General features: G+C 45.7%; 12 protein-coding genes and 7 tRNA genes. 2 read left to right on the top strand and 17 right to left on the bottom strand.

Annotated elements, in window-relative coordinates; all coding sequences use genetic code 11:
* Positions 1–138: 138 nt before the first annotated feature.
* From F0U83_RS11560 to F0U83_RS11600, 9 genes are all read right to left on the bottom strand, one after another.
* Positions 139–564: a type 2 periplasmic-binding domain-containing protein gene (locus F0U83_RS11560; RefSeq protein WP_138987058.1), complete on the bottom strand. Its 426-nt coding sequence runs from the start codon at positions 562–564 to the stop codon at positions 139–141.
* 100 nt (positions 565–664) lie between these two features.
* Positions 665–740: transfer RNA gene (locus F0U83_RS11565), tRNA-Glu, on the bottom strand.
* A gap of 10 nt (positions 741–750) precedes the next feature.
* Positions 751–825: transfer RNA gene (locus tag F0U83_RS11570), tRNA-Gly, on the bottom strand.
* Positions 826–844: 19 nt separating this feature from the next.
* A tRNA-Glu gene (locus tag F0U83_RS11575) sits at positions 845–920 on the bottom strand.
* Positions 921–982: 62 nt separating this feature from the next.
* Positions 983–4,891 (bottom strand): DUF6701 domain-containing protein, encoded by a 3,909-nt coding sequence (locus F0U83_RS11580; RefSeq protein WP_170247531.1) that lies wholly within the window; start codon positions 4,889–4,891, stop codon positions 983–985.
* Between the two features lie 92 nt (positions 4,892–4,983).
* Positions 4,984–5,058: transfer RNA gene (locus F0U83_RS11585), tRNA-Gly, on the bottom strand.
* 24 nt (positions 5,059–5,082) lie between these two features.
* A tRNA-Glu gene (locus tag F0U83_RS11590) sits at positions 5,083–5,158 on the bottom strand.
* A 10-nt stretch (positions 5,159–5,168) separates the two neighbouring features.
* Positions 5,169–5,243: transfer RNA gene (locus F0U83_RS11595), tRNA-Gly, on the bottom strand.
* Positions 5,244–5,262: 19 nt separating this feature from the next.
* A tRNA-Glu gene (locus tag F0U83_RS11600) sits at positions 5,263–5,338 on the bottom strand.
* Between the two features lie 133 nt (positions 5,339–5,471).
* Here F0U83_RS11600 and F0U83_RS11605 point away from each other — a divergent pair.
* Together F0U83_RS11605 and F0U83_RS11610 are read left to right on the top strand one after the other, a co-directional pair.
* Positions 5,472–6,248 (top strand): hypothetical protein, encoded by a 777-nt coding sequence (locus F0U83_RS11605; protein ID WP_138987056.1) that lies wholly within the window; start codon positions 5,472–5,474, stop codon positions 6,246–6,248.
* Between the two features lie 27 nt (positions 6,249–6,275).
* Complete coding sequence (locus tag F0U83_RS11610; RefSeq protein WP_138987055.1) at positions 6,276–6,929, top strand: glutathione S-transferase family protein; 654 nt, start codon at positions 6,276–6,278, stop codon at positions 6,927–6,929.
* On the opposite strand, the gene F0U83_RS11615 is transcribed toward F0U83_RS11610, so the two are convergent.
* The 8 genes from F0U83_RS11615 to F0U83_RS11650 all read right to left on the bottom strand — a co-directional run bounded on the left by F0U83_RS11615 (position 6,926) and on the right by F0U83_RS11650 (position 15,656).
* Positions 6,926–7,201, bottom strand: a complete 276-nt coding sequence (locus F0U83_RS11615; protein ID WP_138987054.1) for a hypothetical protein — start codon at positions 7,199–7,201, stop codon at positions 6,926–6,928. The genes F0U83_RS11610 and F0U83_RS11615 overlap by 4 nt on opposite strands.
* A 70-nt stretch (positions 7,202–7,271) precedes the next feature.
* On the bottom strand, positions 7,272–8,402 hold the full coding sequence (locus tag F0U83_RS11620) for a YeeE/YedE family protein (RefSeq protein WP_138987053.1): 1,131 nt from the start codon (positions 8,400–8,402) through the stop codon (positions 7,272–7,274).
* A 160-nt stretch (positions 8,403–8,562) separates the two neighbouring features.
* A complete protein-coding gene (locus tag F0U83_RS11625) occupies positions 8,563–10,239 on the bottom strand; it encodes a sensor histidine kinase (protein WP_138987052.1) in 1,677 nt (558 codons plus the stop codon).
* Entirely contained in the window at positions 10,239–11,309 is a 1,071-nt protein-coding gene (locus tag F0U83_RS11630) for a substrate-binding domain-containing protein (protein WP_138987051.1), read from the bottom strand. Before F0U83_RS11630 ends, F0U83_RS11625 begins: the two co-directional genes overlap by 1 nt.
* 94 nt (positions 11,310–11,403) lie before the next feature.
* Entirely contained in the window at positions 11,404–12,012 is a 609-nt protein-coding gene (locus F0U83_RS11635) for a TIGR04282 family arsenosugar biosynthesis glycosyltransferase (protein WP_138987050.1), read from the bottom strand.
* A complete protein-coding gene (locus F0U83_RS11640; RefSeq protein WP_138987049.1) occupies positions 11,997–12,713 on the bottom strand; it encodes a TIGR04283 family arsenosugar biosynthesis glycosyltransferase in 717 nt (238 codons plus the stop codon). Before F0U83_RS11640 ends, F0U83_RS11635 begins: the two co-directional genes overlap by 16 nt.
* Positions 12,706–13,515, bottom strand: a complete 810-nt coding sequence (locus tag F0U83_RS11645) for a sterol desaturase family protein (protein ID WP_138987048.1) — start codon at positions 13,513–13,515, stop codon at positions 12,706–12,708. The genes F0U83_RS11640 and F0U83_RS11645 overlap by 8 nt, the downstream gene beginning before the upstream one ends.
* Positions 13,515–15,656 (bottom strand): FAD-dependent oxidoreductase, encoded by a 2,142-nt coding sequence (locus F0U83_RS11650; protein ID WP_138987047.1) that lies wholly within the window; start codon positions 15,654–15,656, stop codon positions 13,515–13,517. The genes F0U83_RS11645 and F0U83_RS11650 overlap by 1 nt, the downstream gene beginning before the upstream one ends.
* Between the last annotated feature and the right edge of the window lie 5 nt (positions 15,657–15,661).

The following is a 15,661-nucleotide window of genomic DNA, read 5'->3' on the forward strand; positions in this document are numbered from 1 at the left end:
TTATAGCTCTATTGACACGTCACACCAAATTTACAAATGACCCGTTCAGAAAAGCATCGTATGGCGGTTAGTTTAGGTCATTTCATTCTGAGAACGAAGCTTAGCGCACATTTAAATATACCTACAAAAAAACGTAACCTAATCAACCTCAATAACCTTTATCCCTTCAGGTAGCGGCATACCGATGGAGTCTATATAACCAATAGCTCCTCGAGTTGTCCGAATCATTAATAACATCTCCTCCCTTGACTCAACGAGCGCAGGTGCACGACCCAAGCCACTATATGTAGAACGCTCCCAAATCATTCTTAATTGGTACGGAAGCATACATAAATGTTTTTTTACAAATGAGCGGTGCAACGGGTGATTATCCGGCATAACAAACACTTGGATAGCACTTGAGTCATCCCAATGAGTCGAGCGCAGCGTAAATACTGAACGAAGAAACTCACGTGACAAATGTCCAGATACCACATCCTTATTAGCGATGATTACATCTGCTCGAATGCCGGAAGCCAACGTGAAAGAAACGAGTGATAAAAAAATGAAAAGTTTATGCGCCACTACACTCCCTCGTGATGTTGCATAATTGTGTCAGTATATTAGCGTACTATTGTATAGGAAAGATCTAAATATGGGCTAGTGTTTTGGAAAATTTAGAAAGTGGCGTCCCATAGGGGGTTCGAACCCCTGTTACCGCCGTGAAAGGGCGGTGTCCTAGACCACTAGACGAATGGGACGTATAAGAATTGGAGCGGGAAACGAGGTTCGAACTCGCGACCCCAACCTTGGCAAGGTTGTGCTCTACCACTGAGCTATTCCCGCAATACTTTCTTTAAGAAAGTGGCGTCCCATAGGGGGTTCGAACCCCTGTTACCGCCGTGAAAGGGCGGTGTCCTAGACCACTAGACGAATGGGACGCTGTACCTCATTGAGGAGGCGCAAATATTATTGATTCGACCTTCAGCTGTCAAGAAAAAAGTTACTGATGTCGCTGGAAAATCACCTTATCGTGGCTACGGTATTTCCCAAAGTAAATATCTGCAGATGGATCATCATCAAACCCACCAAGACCATTCCAGTCATAGCGCAAATAAGGTAAGCGGGATAGATCTACTCCAAGCCCAATAGTCCCATTTTTACCCTCCCCTGGCGCACTCATCTGTAAACCAGCATCCCCAACATCGACCCTAAAGTCGCTTGCTGGATAGGCAAAGGATGGTGACGTGCTTCCATCAGCCATCAACGACCCCATTTGATCAATAAAACTGACTTCACTATTTAGCCACGAAGTGCAGCTATCAAGAGTATTCGTTACAAAGTCATTACCATCATAGTATTCCACTGACCAAGGCACTGGCAGAATCTGGGTTTCTGGACCATAGGCATCGGATAGATGAAGTCGCCCAAATCGCAGCTCCCACACCGGTATACTGCTGACCGTGTAATCACTGCAACTCTCTTCTAGCCAATCACCATCACCATCTGAATCTACTCGGTAACAAGCACCATCGCTGTCTGTTAAGTCAGGAGAAGGAACCAATAAATCCGTTATACCACTGAAAGGAGCCTCTAGCGCCACGCGTTGATAAATAATCTCATCACCCGATAAGCGATTCAGACCAATGCCATCATAATTCTGATCAGAACTACCCCAGCTTCCCCCTGTCGCATTAATAACATCACTAAAGGTTGCTGCTGCAGTACTCCTATCAATGTAAGCTCTACTTGACCATTGAGGTGACAACTTCCATAAAGCCGCCCCGTAGTTGTTAACGCGTACACCTGATGCGTTAAAAGCCGTCACCGTCAATTCAGGATCGTCTTGATAGGCAATACGCTTGTCCAGATAATTAAATTGATTCATACCACAATGAGATTGCCATTGCGGTGAATTTGCTGCCAGCCCAAAATGCGAAGGTATGAATCGCCCCAAAGGGGTCGACATCACTGCAATCAAATGCCCAAAATAGTTGGTATCTCGTGTGAATAATTGCAGACTCCCTACTTCTGAGTACGTCACCGCAGTATCGAGTAACTCCCCTCCACTAAAGTCGGTAGAGACATTGAGCCAAGAAGCACTATCGGCCACAGTTAAGCTTGAAGCCGCCAGATTCAGACTACCAGAACTCCCACCAACAGCTAGGGTAGGTAAAAGCAACTGGGCACCTATTTCTGCCTGGGAGGGCTGATAATTAGACGTCAGCCGCCCATCCGCACACTGCGCGGATACTTTTAAGTTAAAAGGATTTGCCGCAGCCCAAGTGATCCCTCCGACACTACTTCCATTATGCAAAAGCGCACCACTTGGCGTTGTCGCTTGCGCCGTCAATTGTGCTGGATAGACTACAAAATCATCCGACCCTGTCAGGATTTTTTGCCCTGCGGTTAGCGATGCATAAAGCCCCATACGGCCTGCATCTGCATAACGCACCGTCATAGATGCAACACCTTGTGCATTGAAGTTCATCGTAACTGGCGTACCAGGAGCAGTACCTGCTACGATGTAACTATTACCACTGCTTGTTATTTGCACCGGCTCAGTACCCGAGCTAGGCTGCAGATATTGACTATAAAAGTTAACTGTTCGACTTCCTGCAACGGCACTGCCGCAACTCAATGTCTCCGGCTGAGTTCTGACCGCACTCACATTAACCGTCACAGATGATTGACAAGATTCCGTATCCGGCACATCGAACACTAAGCCTGAATCGGAAACACTTAAATTCAAATCTTCAGCATGATTACTATCGCGCTTATCGGTTGCTGTGCCATCGCTTACATCAAAATTAACCAACTCTGGATCAGTAGCCAGAGAAGGGTAAGAGAACGCCAAAGTAACGCTTGTCTCGCCATTATCCGGGAATTGATAGGTCGCTTGCCCATTACCTAAGTCCGTTAATACTCCACTACCCGCTATAACGGACAACCATCGCCCTTTACTTGTACTCGTCGAAATTTGCAGTAACGCATCTTCTGCATCAACGGCTAAGTCTCCACTATCATGAGCGGTAAAGGTCACATGCTCAGTTAAACAACTCACTAAAGAACCACTATGAGACACGGAGTAATGATCAACTGATGGTGGCGGTGTGCAATTACAGGGCCTGACACTGCCATCGTAATTTCTTCCTGCTTGCTCATTAGCAAAAATATCTTCGACCTCAAAGGGAGTTAGCGCCACATCAAAAACTTTAACCTCATCAATATCACCATTGAAAAAGCGCGCAGCAACACCTTGATCTTGGCCAATCTGCAACTCCCGATTATTTATGACCAAACCATCGGGATATGATTGACGAGCCACTTCAACCCCATCTAAATAGATGATTTGCTGATCTGGTTGATAGGTCACTACCACATGATGCCATTGGCCAACACTCACTTGAGCGCTAGACGTTAAGTTTCGTGTCACACCATTACTATCATTCCACCACCAATATATTTGGCGATTTTGATTGATATGAATTTCATAGTTTGTATCTTTAGATATGAAGCTTTTTAGCTCCGTCGGGATTGCATCTAACTTGACCCACGCTGTCACAGTGAGACTCGTTGATAAATCAAGCAGCCCGTTATCCGGTAAACGAATAAAGTCATCCACACCATCAAACTGAGCCAGACCGCATACTTGACCTCCCACTGTAGATATCACACCATTGACAGAGTATGCATCCAAACTATTAGGCCCACTATCTACAACATCCTGATTATCGGACCAGTTGCAATCATCCATGTGGTAATTGACAACAGGGGCCGGAAGAATGCAATGTCTCGGGGTTCCATCATAGTTATTCCCCGCTCGCTGATTATTGTAAATCTCGGCAATCTGTTGCGTGTTAAGTTCACTTGAGAACAGCATGGGCTCGTCAATCCAACCATCCCAGTCCTGACTTAGATCAAAACCACCACCCAATGCATCTTGTTCTTGACCCATCACAACGCTGCCAGGGGACAGATTTAATGGACCTTGAGCAACGCCATATCTACAACCTTGAAGTGCACCATCAATATAGAGGCAGTTTTTATCCGCTCGTCTGGTATAGACAAAATGGTGCCATTGGTTATCAGCAAAGTCTGTGACTGCAAAACCGTTAGCGCCTATGCTAAAAGAGTCGTTTTTCACCAACGGTTGGAAATAGTTACTCCTATCAAACCATAGCAGCAACTCATTACCATGATCCGGCCCAAAAGCTGAGAGCAATGCTTGTGTATTACGTTCAGATGTCTTACCCCAAACAGAGAATGACATCTCATCTTGACCATGAAAAGCAGCAGAATCTAAAGAGATAAAATCAGTTAATGTGTCCGGAGTGAAATCTATTGCTCGACACACAACGCCTGCAGCATCAGTATTTAGGGTCGTTCCTGCCTGACCGTGAAAGGAGTTACCGCTATAATCTTTAATTTCATCGGGTGTGCCGGTCCAAGATAGCTCATCTAGGTGCCAATCAGCTCTAGGGGCGGGTATGACAACTGGGCCAGAAGGCGTAAATGCCCAGCTAGACCTAAATCCCGGTGCAGTAATGATGTAGTCACTAACAAAACGGATATACATAGCTCCGGAAGAAGCAGAGTATGTACCTGTCGTTGTACCTGTGATCTGAGCGATTAGTGGTGCAGCGGCACTCGTGCCGTCATATAGATAAAGGTAGTCATATCCAGTTTCTATTGAGGCCGCAGAAATAGTTAATGTAACCGTGCCAGCCCCCCCTGGCTGTATCAGAAAGCCACAGCTTTCATTATTGTTATAATTTGCAGTAGTTCCGCCGGAGTCGTATAAATATCCAGTGTTAGCAGAGCTTCCTGAAGTTGAGCAAATATTTTCAGCATGGGCCTGCGAGACAATGCAAAATAAAACCCAATATAAACAAAACTGAACTAATCTCACCATTACTCCATAGCAAACACTCTGAACTCGTTGGATTAGTATAGATAAAAATCAGGCAGATGTGCGAAATGACAGTTGTATCAACCCAAGTATGGAGCGGGAAACGAGGTTCGAACTCGCGACCCCAACCTTGGCAAGGTTGTGCTCTACCACTGAGCTATTCCCGCGAATATGTAACTATTGCTAAAGAATGGCGTCCCATAGGGGGTTCGAACCCCTGTTACCGCCGTGAAAGGGCGGTGTCCTAGACCACTAGACGAATGGGACGTATAAGAATTGGAGCGGGAAACGAGGTTCGAACTCGCGACCCCAACCTTGGCAAGGTTGTGCTCTACCACTGAGCTATTCCCGCAATACTTTCTTTAAGAAAGTGGCGTCCCATAGGGGGTTCGAACCCCTGTTACCGCCGTGAAAGGGCGGTGTCCTAGACCACTAGACGAATGGGACGTAATCACAAAGAGGCATTGCCTCAAATGCGGGGCGTATAATATGCTCGATTAAAAAGATCGTCAAGCGTTTTTTTCAAACCTTTTTCCTATAAAATCAATTACTTTATTTTTATGAGTTAAGTGTACTGAATATGACCTCAGCTGAAACCGGCATGCTTATCGTTGCAGTAATCGGAGCCCTTGCAGGTACTGCATTCGTCATTCAAGGATTAGAAAACCAACGCCAGCAAAAGAAAGCCATAACTCAAGCCATCCGATCAGAAATCAGAACAGTTCAGGAGCTAGTTGAGGGGTTAACAGGGCCTTTCATGACTGAGTCACTCTATCGCTTTCTTCATCAGTATATGTTGCTGCAATGGAAACGACTTCTGGAGCTAGATCACTCCTCCCATACCCAAACCAGTTTACAAGCCTGTCAGCAAGCGATGTCCTCTCCACCTGCAAACTATAACTATCCAGCTGGATCTCTGACACTCTGTTCAGATAGGGCGGCCGCGCTAAAAGCGACTTCAGCCATCAAACTACTCGCTAAGTGGTTAAATGGGTTATTAAAACAGTCTGCCCAAACCAACAAAAAAGTCATACATGAGCAACTCAAATATGCAAAAATTTGTTATGAAAAGCTCAAAATCGAAGGCATGTTATTTGATGCAATAGAGTGTGAGCAAACTCGCGGTGCAAGCGTCGCTTTATATCAATACCAGAACTGCTTAAATGCGTTGGAACAACTGGACTATCGACAGCAGCTTGACCGGCAACTCTACGAGCTGCGCACACATATGGACAATATCGCTGAACCTTCTGAGCAACCAGATTCTGCCGATCCCGAGCAGGCTAATACCGAACTCAATGATCCCGATAATCTTCCTGAGGCATCTAGTCAGGATAAAGGAAAACACCTACCATAGAAAAAATAATAAACATTTGGATCTTTTATGAAGCCTAAAATTTATGGTGCTCCACTCTCTCCTTACGTTCGTAAAGTCCGCCTTTTTTTGGAGACAAAAGGAGTAGAGTACGATAGTAAAATGATCGTTCCCTACGCAACACCTGATGATTACAGCGCACTTAACCCACTGAGGCGTGTTCCCGCTCTTGAGTTTGATGGGCAAACACTCGCTGATTCTGCGGTTATCTGCCACTTTCTTGAGGATAAATTCCCTGAAACAACGTTGATACCCAAAGATGCCTACTTAAGAGCCCGTTGCGCGTGGTTCGAGAAATATGCTGACTATGAGCTAGCTCCCTTAACCACGTTTACAGCTTTCAAGGAGCGCGTACTGACGCGACTTTCTGGCGGTGAGCCTGATGAAACACGCATTCGCAAAGCGGTCGATTTAAAGCTTCCTCCCTTATTCGACTATTTAGAAGAGGAGCTATCTGGCAACCACTTTGTTGGTAACAGCTTATCCCTCGCGGATATAGCCATTGCTAGCCAGCTAATTTCATTTAAGCATTCTGGGGAGCAACTAGACGGCGCTCGCTGGCCTAAGCTTTCGCAATTTCTAGCTACGTTTTGCGGCCGTACCTACGTGCAGCAAATGATCGAAAGTGAACAGGCAGCACTCAAAAAGCTACTAGGACATTAACGGTAGGTCCACTTGATATTCACTACCGTTCCGTTTTTGGTATCTATAAACCACTTTCGGCCATCGAATCGATAGACTAAGCGGGTCACAGAACACGTTCTGCCTGATCCGCAACGAGCCTTCGTTTTATATTTTGTAATCGGTTTACCAAGATGCTCATAAACTTTTGAGACCTCATCACCAGAAGAGAGCAACTGACCATTTGATAAACGAAGCGCAAAGGCCTGAACAGACCAACATAAGACAAGTAGGGAAACCATCATCCTGAACATTTTTTTCTCCATCATCCGTGATGTTGATGGTTAGCTTAAAGGCTCAAACAAAAATGTCAATTGGCTGCCTTCAAGAAGTTACTGAGTGTGTAGCAATCGAGCCGACTGATTGGCTACTGTGGCTATCCTCAGCCTGTCTATTTTTCTTACGAAGTAATTCACGATCCACAATAGCATCGGTTAATGCAGCCCCTGCCCACATAGCCGCCAAGGCAATCCATGCTGTAATAGAAAATGCAGAACCTCCTGTTAATCCTGCCCCTACTGCGCAACCTCCTGCCAACATACCTCCCATACCCATAAAAACTGCACCTACAATGTACCTAACCATACTCTTCCCATCCTGAAAACCTTGCAGTTTCAGTTCTTTAGAAAACAGTGCTGCTAAGAAAGAGCCAAGGAACACGCCCGGTACTAAGCCAACATCAAAGTCGAGGTCAGCTCCGCCGGGCGTTAAAAGATACATCAACGTATCTGCTGATGGGCCTGTAAAAGTCATACTTTCAACTTGGGTGGGATTAAATGTCTGATAAGAAAGGTGATAAGTAAACCACCAGCCAGCCACCACCATCGTACCGACCCCTAAAGAGCCAACCCAGGCCCATAGGCGCAAACGATTTCGAATACCATAAAAAACAGCGACGAGCATGCATGCCAAGCCGACATAGATACCGGTATAAGTTCCCCACCCTAAAAAAGAGATAAGCTCTAAACCTCCATCATTATGCAGTAACCATGCTCCCGCTAAATTATCTCTGACAGGTGCTAACACCCCACGCAAAGAAGCTTGGGCTACTGCCGCAAATAAAAGACCAGAAAAGAGCGCTCGCAAATTACCCGTTGCCGCTAGCACTAGCAACCGAGCACCACAACCGCGTGCCAGCACCATACCAGCACCGAACATTAACCCGCCAAGAACCGCACCGGATAAACTGCCATAACTGGCTAACATCCTTGAATCCGATATGTCTAACTCCCCTAACGTAATCAGTGCTTGGGTGCCCGCAACGGCTGCTGAAAAAGTCAGCAACCAGATCGCAACCTTTTCACCAATTTTTCCCCGAGCAAACTCGGCAACAGCCGCTCTTAAACAAAATCGGCTACGTTGGGCAAATACACCAAATAAAGCGCCTAATACCAAACCACCCAATGCCGTTGTGCCAGCCTCACCAAAACGCGATAGGAGAAATTCAAAGTCCAAAGGGCACCTCTAAGCTTTTAGGAATTAACTTATATCTTAAAATTATATAAATTTTTAGATATAAAAAAGACCTCTTTAGTCATGAGGCCTCTCTTTGATTGAGGAATCCTACCTTAATAGTTAAAAATGCGACTTGTTTTAGATCAAAAAATAGACAATCTCAGCCTTTTAACGTTATCCGTAAGTGAATAGTCACACCCTGCTCTGAGGTGATTTTTAGTTGTGCACCCATATATTCACATCGCTCTTTGATGCCTAGCAACCCAAAACCAATATGAGCCTCATTGGTTAGTTGATCTAAAGGAAACCCTTGGCCGTCATCTGAAATAACCAGATCAATAGCCTCTTTATGCTTCTTCAAACTCACTGAGACACGCTTAGCCATAGCATGTTTTAAGGCATTCGTTAATGCTTCTTGAACAATACGGTAGAGATGAATATCAGTCCCTATAGGCATATTCACCTCCTCTATATCCAAACAAACATCAACACCGCTTTGACGTAAACTATTTAATGTCGGTATTTGTTGGATAGACTGCGATAAACCCAGCGTATCCAACTCTACTGGGCGCAATGCCATTATTCGGTCATACACCGTTTCATACATATCAGCCACCAGCGCTTTAATTTTCGCGCTATGGGCTATAGAAGGGCTACCTTCGGGGGACTCCTGTTCTAATAAAAACGCCTCAACCCTGACAGCAGTCAGCAATTGGCCAAGTTCATCATGGAGCTCTTGAGCAAGATGGCTTCTCTCCTGCTCTTGGCTTTTAATCAACTGATGTAAAATAAGACGCTTTTCATCAAGTGCTTTGCTTAACCGCTGATTAGCATCTTTCAGGTCAGATCGCCGCTTGAGCAACTCATCCACGATGATATCAATCTCTTTTCTAAGGTAATTTACCTCTTTAATCCGGCTTGGTTGCCACTGGGTTGCATGCCCCTTAGACGAAAAGTTTTGCACTCCATTAATGAAGCGCTGTAGATGCTTGTCTAAAACAGACGATAAGTAGGCAGCAGCTAAGCCACTGACAAGCAAACCCGTTAGCACACCGACCATTAACAACTGCCATAATTGCTGAGCTAATGAGCGAAGGCTATCGCCTTCAGATTCAACCTGCAGTATTAACCCTTTTCCATACTTGTCTATCGATACAGGTAAGGACTGGTATTCATCTCCCTCACTAGTCTGCTTGGGATGATATTCTGTGATAGGTATGCCTTCATAGATCAGCGTCGTTTTTGAAATGGCTTGAGTTGAGCGGTTCACAAGCTGATTGAGTAGAAGCGTGTTATTCGATAATTTGATTCCACCAACTAAACGACCTATCACTTCGTGATTATCATCGCTGAGCAGATAATCCTTTGCCATTAATACCTGCCCACCATTTCTGAATAATCGCCAGTTACCCGAAGCGGCTAATTGATAATTTTCATAAAGTTGGCGACAGAGCTGAGGGCCAATATCAACCAATCGACTTCTGATTAAATAGCAATGTTGGCGATCAAGCGTGATAAACAACGCAAATTGATAGCGGCTCTGCGAAGCAGCTTCAGTGCTATTCATTACCCACTCTCTCAGCTCAGTTTCCGACTGCTTTTCTAGAGCACGGAGCACATTGTCCTTTGTACTCAACGTAAGCAGTTCTTGACCCATGAGGCGTAAGTGGGCATCCAGTTCATTAACGATAGCGTGTGCGCTTCGAGACAGAAACAGTTGGGATTCATCTTTCAGAATCTCTTTGCTAGACATATAGGCATTAAAAGCAAAAATGGAGAGAAATCCCATAATGGCTGCCAAAAAGACCAGAAAGATCAGCGTTCTGAATCGAATCATCAAAGCTCCGGTTTCCCTGAATAGATAAAAGCTTGCTCTATTAGCTGATCAATAGTCTTAGTCGGCATATCTGTCGTTATAATATGAAAGTCCCCCGCAAAGACTTGAGGGATTTGAACATTATGCATATCAAGTCGTATCGCTTCCGCTATTGCAATACCGCTTTGGTCATTCATGCGCATCAAAACGATATCTAGCTTTCCCTGCTTGAGCACTTTCAGTTCAGCCTCTCCTCCACCCCAACCATTAACGAATACGTCATCACGCCCAATTGCTTGCAAAGCATCCAGTGCCCCCAAAGCGACATCTGTTGAGCAGGCGTAGATGTACCGAATACTGGGGTAGTCGGCCAGCATATTTAGCGTCGCATGTTTCGCTTTTTCCCGACTGGCATCCGTAAAATAACTAACTTTTAAATCGTGGTAATCGCCGATATTGTTTTCAAATACTCCGCCTCTTTGCTCACTGAGCACGCCTTCTCCCCAAAACAAAATTCCATAAGGCGTGTTCTGGGGGAATGTAGCTTTAAAGTGTTCTGCAAGATAACGAGCACCTTGCGCATGATCAAAACCCACGTACATAAGTGGCTGAATATCAAACCATGTTGCGATAGGCTGTGTTAGGTTCTGAATAATGAGCTTGGGGCGCGCGCGCGTTAATAGAGACTCAACAATACGCTGTTGGCGGTGACTGTTGATGGTATAGATAAGATAGTCAGGGTCTTTCTCAAGTATTTCTAAAATTTGTGTTTCCTGAAGATCCGACTCCACGTAGGGTTTGGAGAAACGAATATCCAATGAATACGGAATATCTAGATCATCTAATCGCCCTCGTAGTGCCTTAATACTACGCTGCCAATAGTCCGACTCTTGTAAACCCGGATAAATAATCGCTATACGAACGGGCTCACCTAAAGGCTCAGTGGCAGCTCGATCTAAGCTGGACACTAACTGACGAAACTGTAAATCTGAAATCTTTTTCTCTGAGGCAGTCGCAGAGAAAGCGATCATGGAAAAACCGATAATAATGTTCAACCATAATACATATGAGAGTCTCGAACGAATATCCATATATGATCCCACTTCTCTTGTTTTCTCTTAACTAGTCTAGTCCACAGAGCAAGAATAAACAGATTACATCTTCACTTTTTAACGCAAAAATCGACTAAGACATTGTGAATGACTGGCGGGACTTAATGTAGCGTTCCAGATCTTCAGGACAATCCAAATCCCAAAGTACCTTAGGTTCCTTCCAAGTATAGTTAAGGAGGCGGAGTCGTTCTCTGGTTTGCATCATTACTCTATCAGTGCTCCAGTGAACACCCTCAAAGAGAGCCTTATGTGGTTTTTTAACACCGACCAAGGCATAACCACCATCTTCAGTTGGCAAGAACACGCCATCTTTACACGTGAGCACATTAGCGCACTGTGTCAGCAGGTCAGCGGTAATATCGGGGCAATCAGAGCCTATTAAAACACCCCCGCCCACCTCAGCCAGTGCGTTGTACATACGCTCGCCTAATCCAGTACCTTGCTGCTCACGGTGAATGAGGGAATACTTTTGCATCATCTCATCTAAAAAAGGATGGTTATGCTCTCCCGCCGTATATAGATAAACCGGAAAACAATCCGAGCTCATCGCTTCAGACAGAGTGTAGTCTAAGAGTTCGCAATACAGCCGAGCTGCATTCTCTTTCCCAATTGCAGGTATCAAGCGGGTCTTCACATGACCAGGCTCGGGTGCCTTAGCAAAGATGATTAAAGGCGTCGACATTCAGAATCTCCTTCTTCATCTACCCGGTATCCATAAAGCATGGCTAATGTTTTGGGAGAACACCCAATCCAATAAGCCAATCTTAAAAACCACATCAAAAAAATTGTTTTTAATACACCCTTCTGTTCCCAGCGCCGCCCAGATGTTTCGACCGGTTCACGAATACATCGTGGATTTTGCAACGCTTTTAATCGCTTTGAAAACTCAATATCTTCCATCAAAGGCTGATCAGGGAATCCTTGTGCCATCGCAAAGGCCGTGCGCTTTACAAAGATCGCCTGATCACCCGTCGCGATCCCTGTTACCCGAGATCGGACGTTCATCATTTTAGCTATTACCTTCAGCATAGGATGTTTTCCGAGGATTACCACATCAAAGCGCCCCCAAACCACTTGCTCTTGCATGGCACGCTCTAAGTTTTTCAAATCGCACGGTAAGCGGGTATCGATATGTAGAAATAGCAGATAAGGAGACGCTGCCAAGGCTGCCCCATTGTTCATTTGCCGCGCACGCCCCGGTGAGCTGATAACAAGGTGATCAACCCAAGGCTTAGCAAGTTCAGGTGTGCTATCGTGACTCCCACCATCCACGACAATGATTTCAGCCCAAGGGCGTAATACCTGAAGAGAAACAAGCTTTTCCTCAATGATCGCTGATTCATTCAATACAGGAATAATGATAGAAAGCTGGGGGTCACTCACGACGTAAGGTCTTTTTCAGCTCAAAGTTGAATGGGGATACCAACAGTGCTTTGAGACCCAGCTCTTGTTGGTGCTGATAATCTTCTAAACCCAGCACCATGGTTTCGGGTGAGTCTTTCGGCTCCACACTATAGACTTTAAAGATCCGATCCCATACCGATAAGAAGAATCCGTAATTACTGTTGGTCTCATTTGGATAGATTGAATGATGGATACGATGCATATCTGGCGTACACACCAGCCAACGAAGTACACGATCGACTCCGCTTGGAAGGCGGATGTTTGCATGCGTAAAAATAGCCGCCGCATTAAGCACTGCTTCGAATACCAAAACAGTTAGCGGATCAACACCGAGCAAAATAACGAGTGCTGCTTTGTAAAGCAATGACAGAATAATTTCAATGGGGTGGAAACGAAGCGCCGTTGTGACATCCAAATCCAAATCCATATGATGCACACGATGCAACCGCCATAACCAAGACCATTGGTGGCTTAACCAGTGTTGGAACCAGATAGCAGCATCAAGAATAATAAAGCCCAATATATGGGCCATAGGACCTTCCAGTGCAAACCAGCGAAACAAACCCACATTCTCCTGCTCCGCCCAAACCGCAGCGGTAACCGCCAACGCACCTAATGTTAATCGCACACACACGGTGTTCAGGAGGATCAGCCCCAAGTTAATCAGCCAACGGCGCAACCTTGACTCCCGCCAAGGGCGCTTAGGTCGTGCGAATTCTGCTACCATACACAGTAGAAAAACACCGCCAAAAATCGCCAAGCGAAATAAGGACTCATCCATTAACGACCTCTTCTCCACTGATGATAACGTTGTAATCCATGTAGTATTTTTGGGGAAACATGAGCGCGCTTCCACTCACCCGCAGCATATTTATTGGCTTCGGCAAAGGTTGGATAGATATGTATTGTCCCAAGCAATTTATTCATACCAATGCCCTGCTTCATAGCCAGCACAAACTCAGCGATAAGTTCCGCGCCATGCCGGCTGACAATAGTAACCCCTAAAATTTTGTCTTTACCCGGTACTGTCAGTACCTTAACAAAACCATGATTATCACCGTCAGCAATCGCCCGATCTAAATCATCGATGCCATAGCGGGTAACCTCATAAGGGATGTGTCGCTCCTTCGCCTCACGTTCACTCAGCCCAACTCGGGCGATATCGGGATCGGTAAAAGTCGCCCATGGAATCACGCGATAGTCCACCTTAAAACGTTTAAAGCTTCCAAAGAGTGCATTAACAGCAGCGTACCACGCTTGATGTGCTGCTACATGCGTAAATTGGTAAGGGCCTGTTACATCGCCACATACATAGATATTCGGGAAACGTGTCTGTAAAAAAGCATTCGCCGATACCGTACCGTTTTCACGAATATCAATATTAAGGCTCTCTAAACCAAAACCCGTTGTATTAGCCTCACGCCCAAGTGCTAACAGTAAACAATCAAAGGGGATTTCTTCTTCGCCACTGCCTGACACTTGCAGGTACGAAACGCCCTCACGCACAACAACCGCTTTTGCTTCTTTACCTAAGTACAGCGTGATACCTTCATCAACAAAACGACGTTCGATCAATTGTTGAGCCTCAGCATCTTCACGAGGCATCAAAGTATTTTGCCGTTGTACCAGTGATACTTGGCTACCCAAGCGCTGAAAAGCCTGAGCGAGTTCGCAGCCGATAGGGCCACCACCCAGCACCAGAAGCCGTTTGGGTAAATCAGTCAGCTGCCAAAGAGTATCGGACGTAACAAAGTGAGACTGTTCTAGCCCTGGCAAATTAGGTATACGCGGCTTTGCCCCTGTAGCGACAACGATAGATTGGGCGCTAATCGTCTCAGAACTGCCATCCGCTCGCGTCACGCGAACCTCCCAAGGTGAAACTATACTGGCCTCACCCTCGATAACTTCAACACCCAAGCCGGTATAGCGCTCGACCGAATCATGAGGTTCGATAGCATCAATGACTTCATGCACACGAGCCATAACGCGCTTAAAGTCGATCTCCGGTTCTGCCACCTGAATACCAAACTTATGCGCTTGGCGTATCTCATAAGCTTGGTGAGCTGCACGAATGAGTGCTTTGGAGGGTACACAACCCGTATTTAAGCAATCCCCCCCCATTTTATGCTTTTCTACCAAGGTGACTTTAGCTTTGACCGCGGCAGCGATATAAGCACTAACAAGCCCTCCACTACCGGCACCTATAACCAACAAATTACGATCAAAACTGCGGGGTTTTTCCCAGCCATCGTACACCTGCTTGCTCTTGACCCAATCGACAATACCTCTCGCAATAAACGGGAACAGCCCAAGCAAGGCAAACGCACCGAGCAGTTGGAAAGATAAGATCCCCGATAGCGATTCAAGCTTACCCAACTGGGTACCGGCGTTAACATAAACCAGCGTCCCCGCAAGCATACCCAGCTGACTGACCCACCAAAATGTTCTAACAGACATTTGAGTTAATCCCATCAATAAATTGATAAGGAAAAAGGGAAAGATCGGTATAAGTCGCAAGGTAAAGAGATAAAAAGGGCCATCCTTTTTAACGCCTTCATCAATAGTATTGATGTGTGAGGAGAAGCGCTTGCGCACCCAATCACCTACTAGATAACGGGACGCCAACATGGCTAACGAAGCCCCTGCCGTAGATGCAAAGGAGATCAGCACCGTTCCCCACAGCAGCCCGAACAGAGCCCCACCCGCCAGAGTCATCACCACAGCCCCAGGAATAGACAGGGCCGTAACTGCCACATAAACAAGGAAGAAAATTGCACTACTGACCAAGAAGTTTTGATCTGTCCAACTTTGCAGCGCCAGCTGCTGCGCCTTTAAGTTTTCAAGCGTAAGTAATGAAAAGCCCCCTTGAAGCCAAATCACACCAACAAGGACTAACAAACCGATAATAACAAGGCGTTTCATTGGCA

Origin of the sequence: Neptunomonas concharum (assembly GCF_008630635.1) — a bacterium.
Classification (GTDB): Bacteria; Pseudomonadota; Gammaproteobacteria; order Pseudomonadales; family Balneatricaceae; genus Neptunomonas; species Neptunomonas concharum.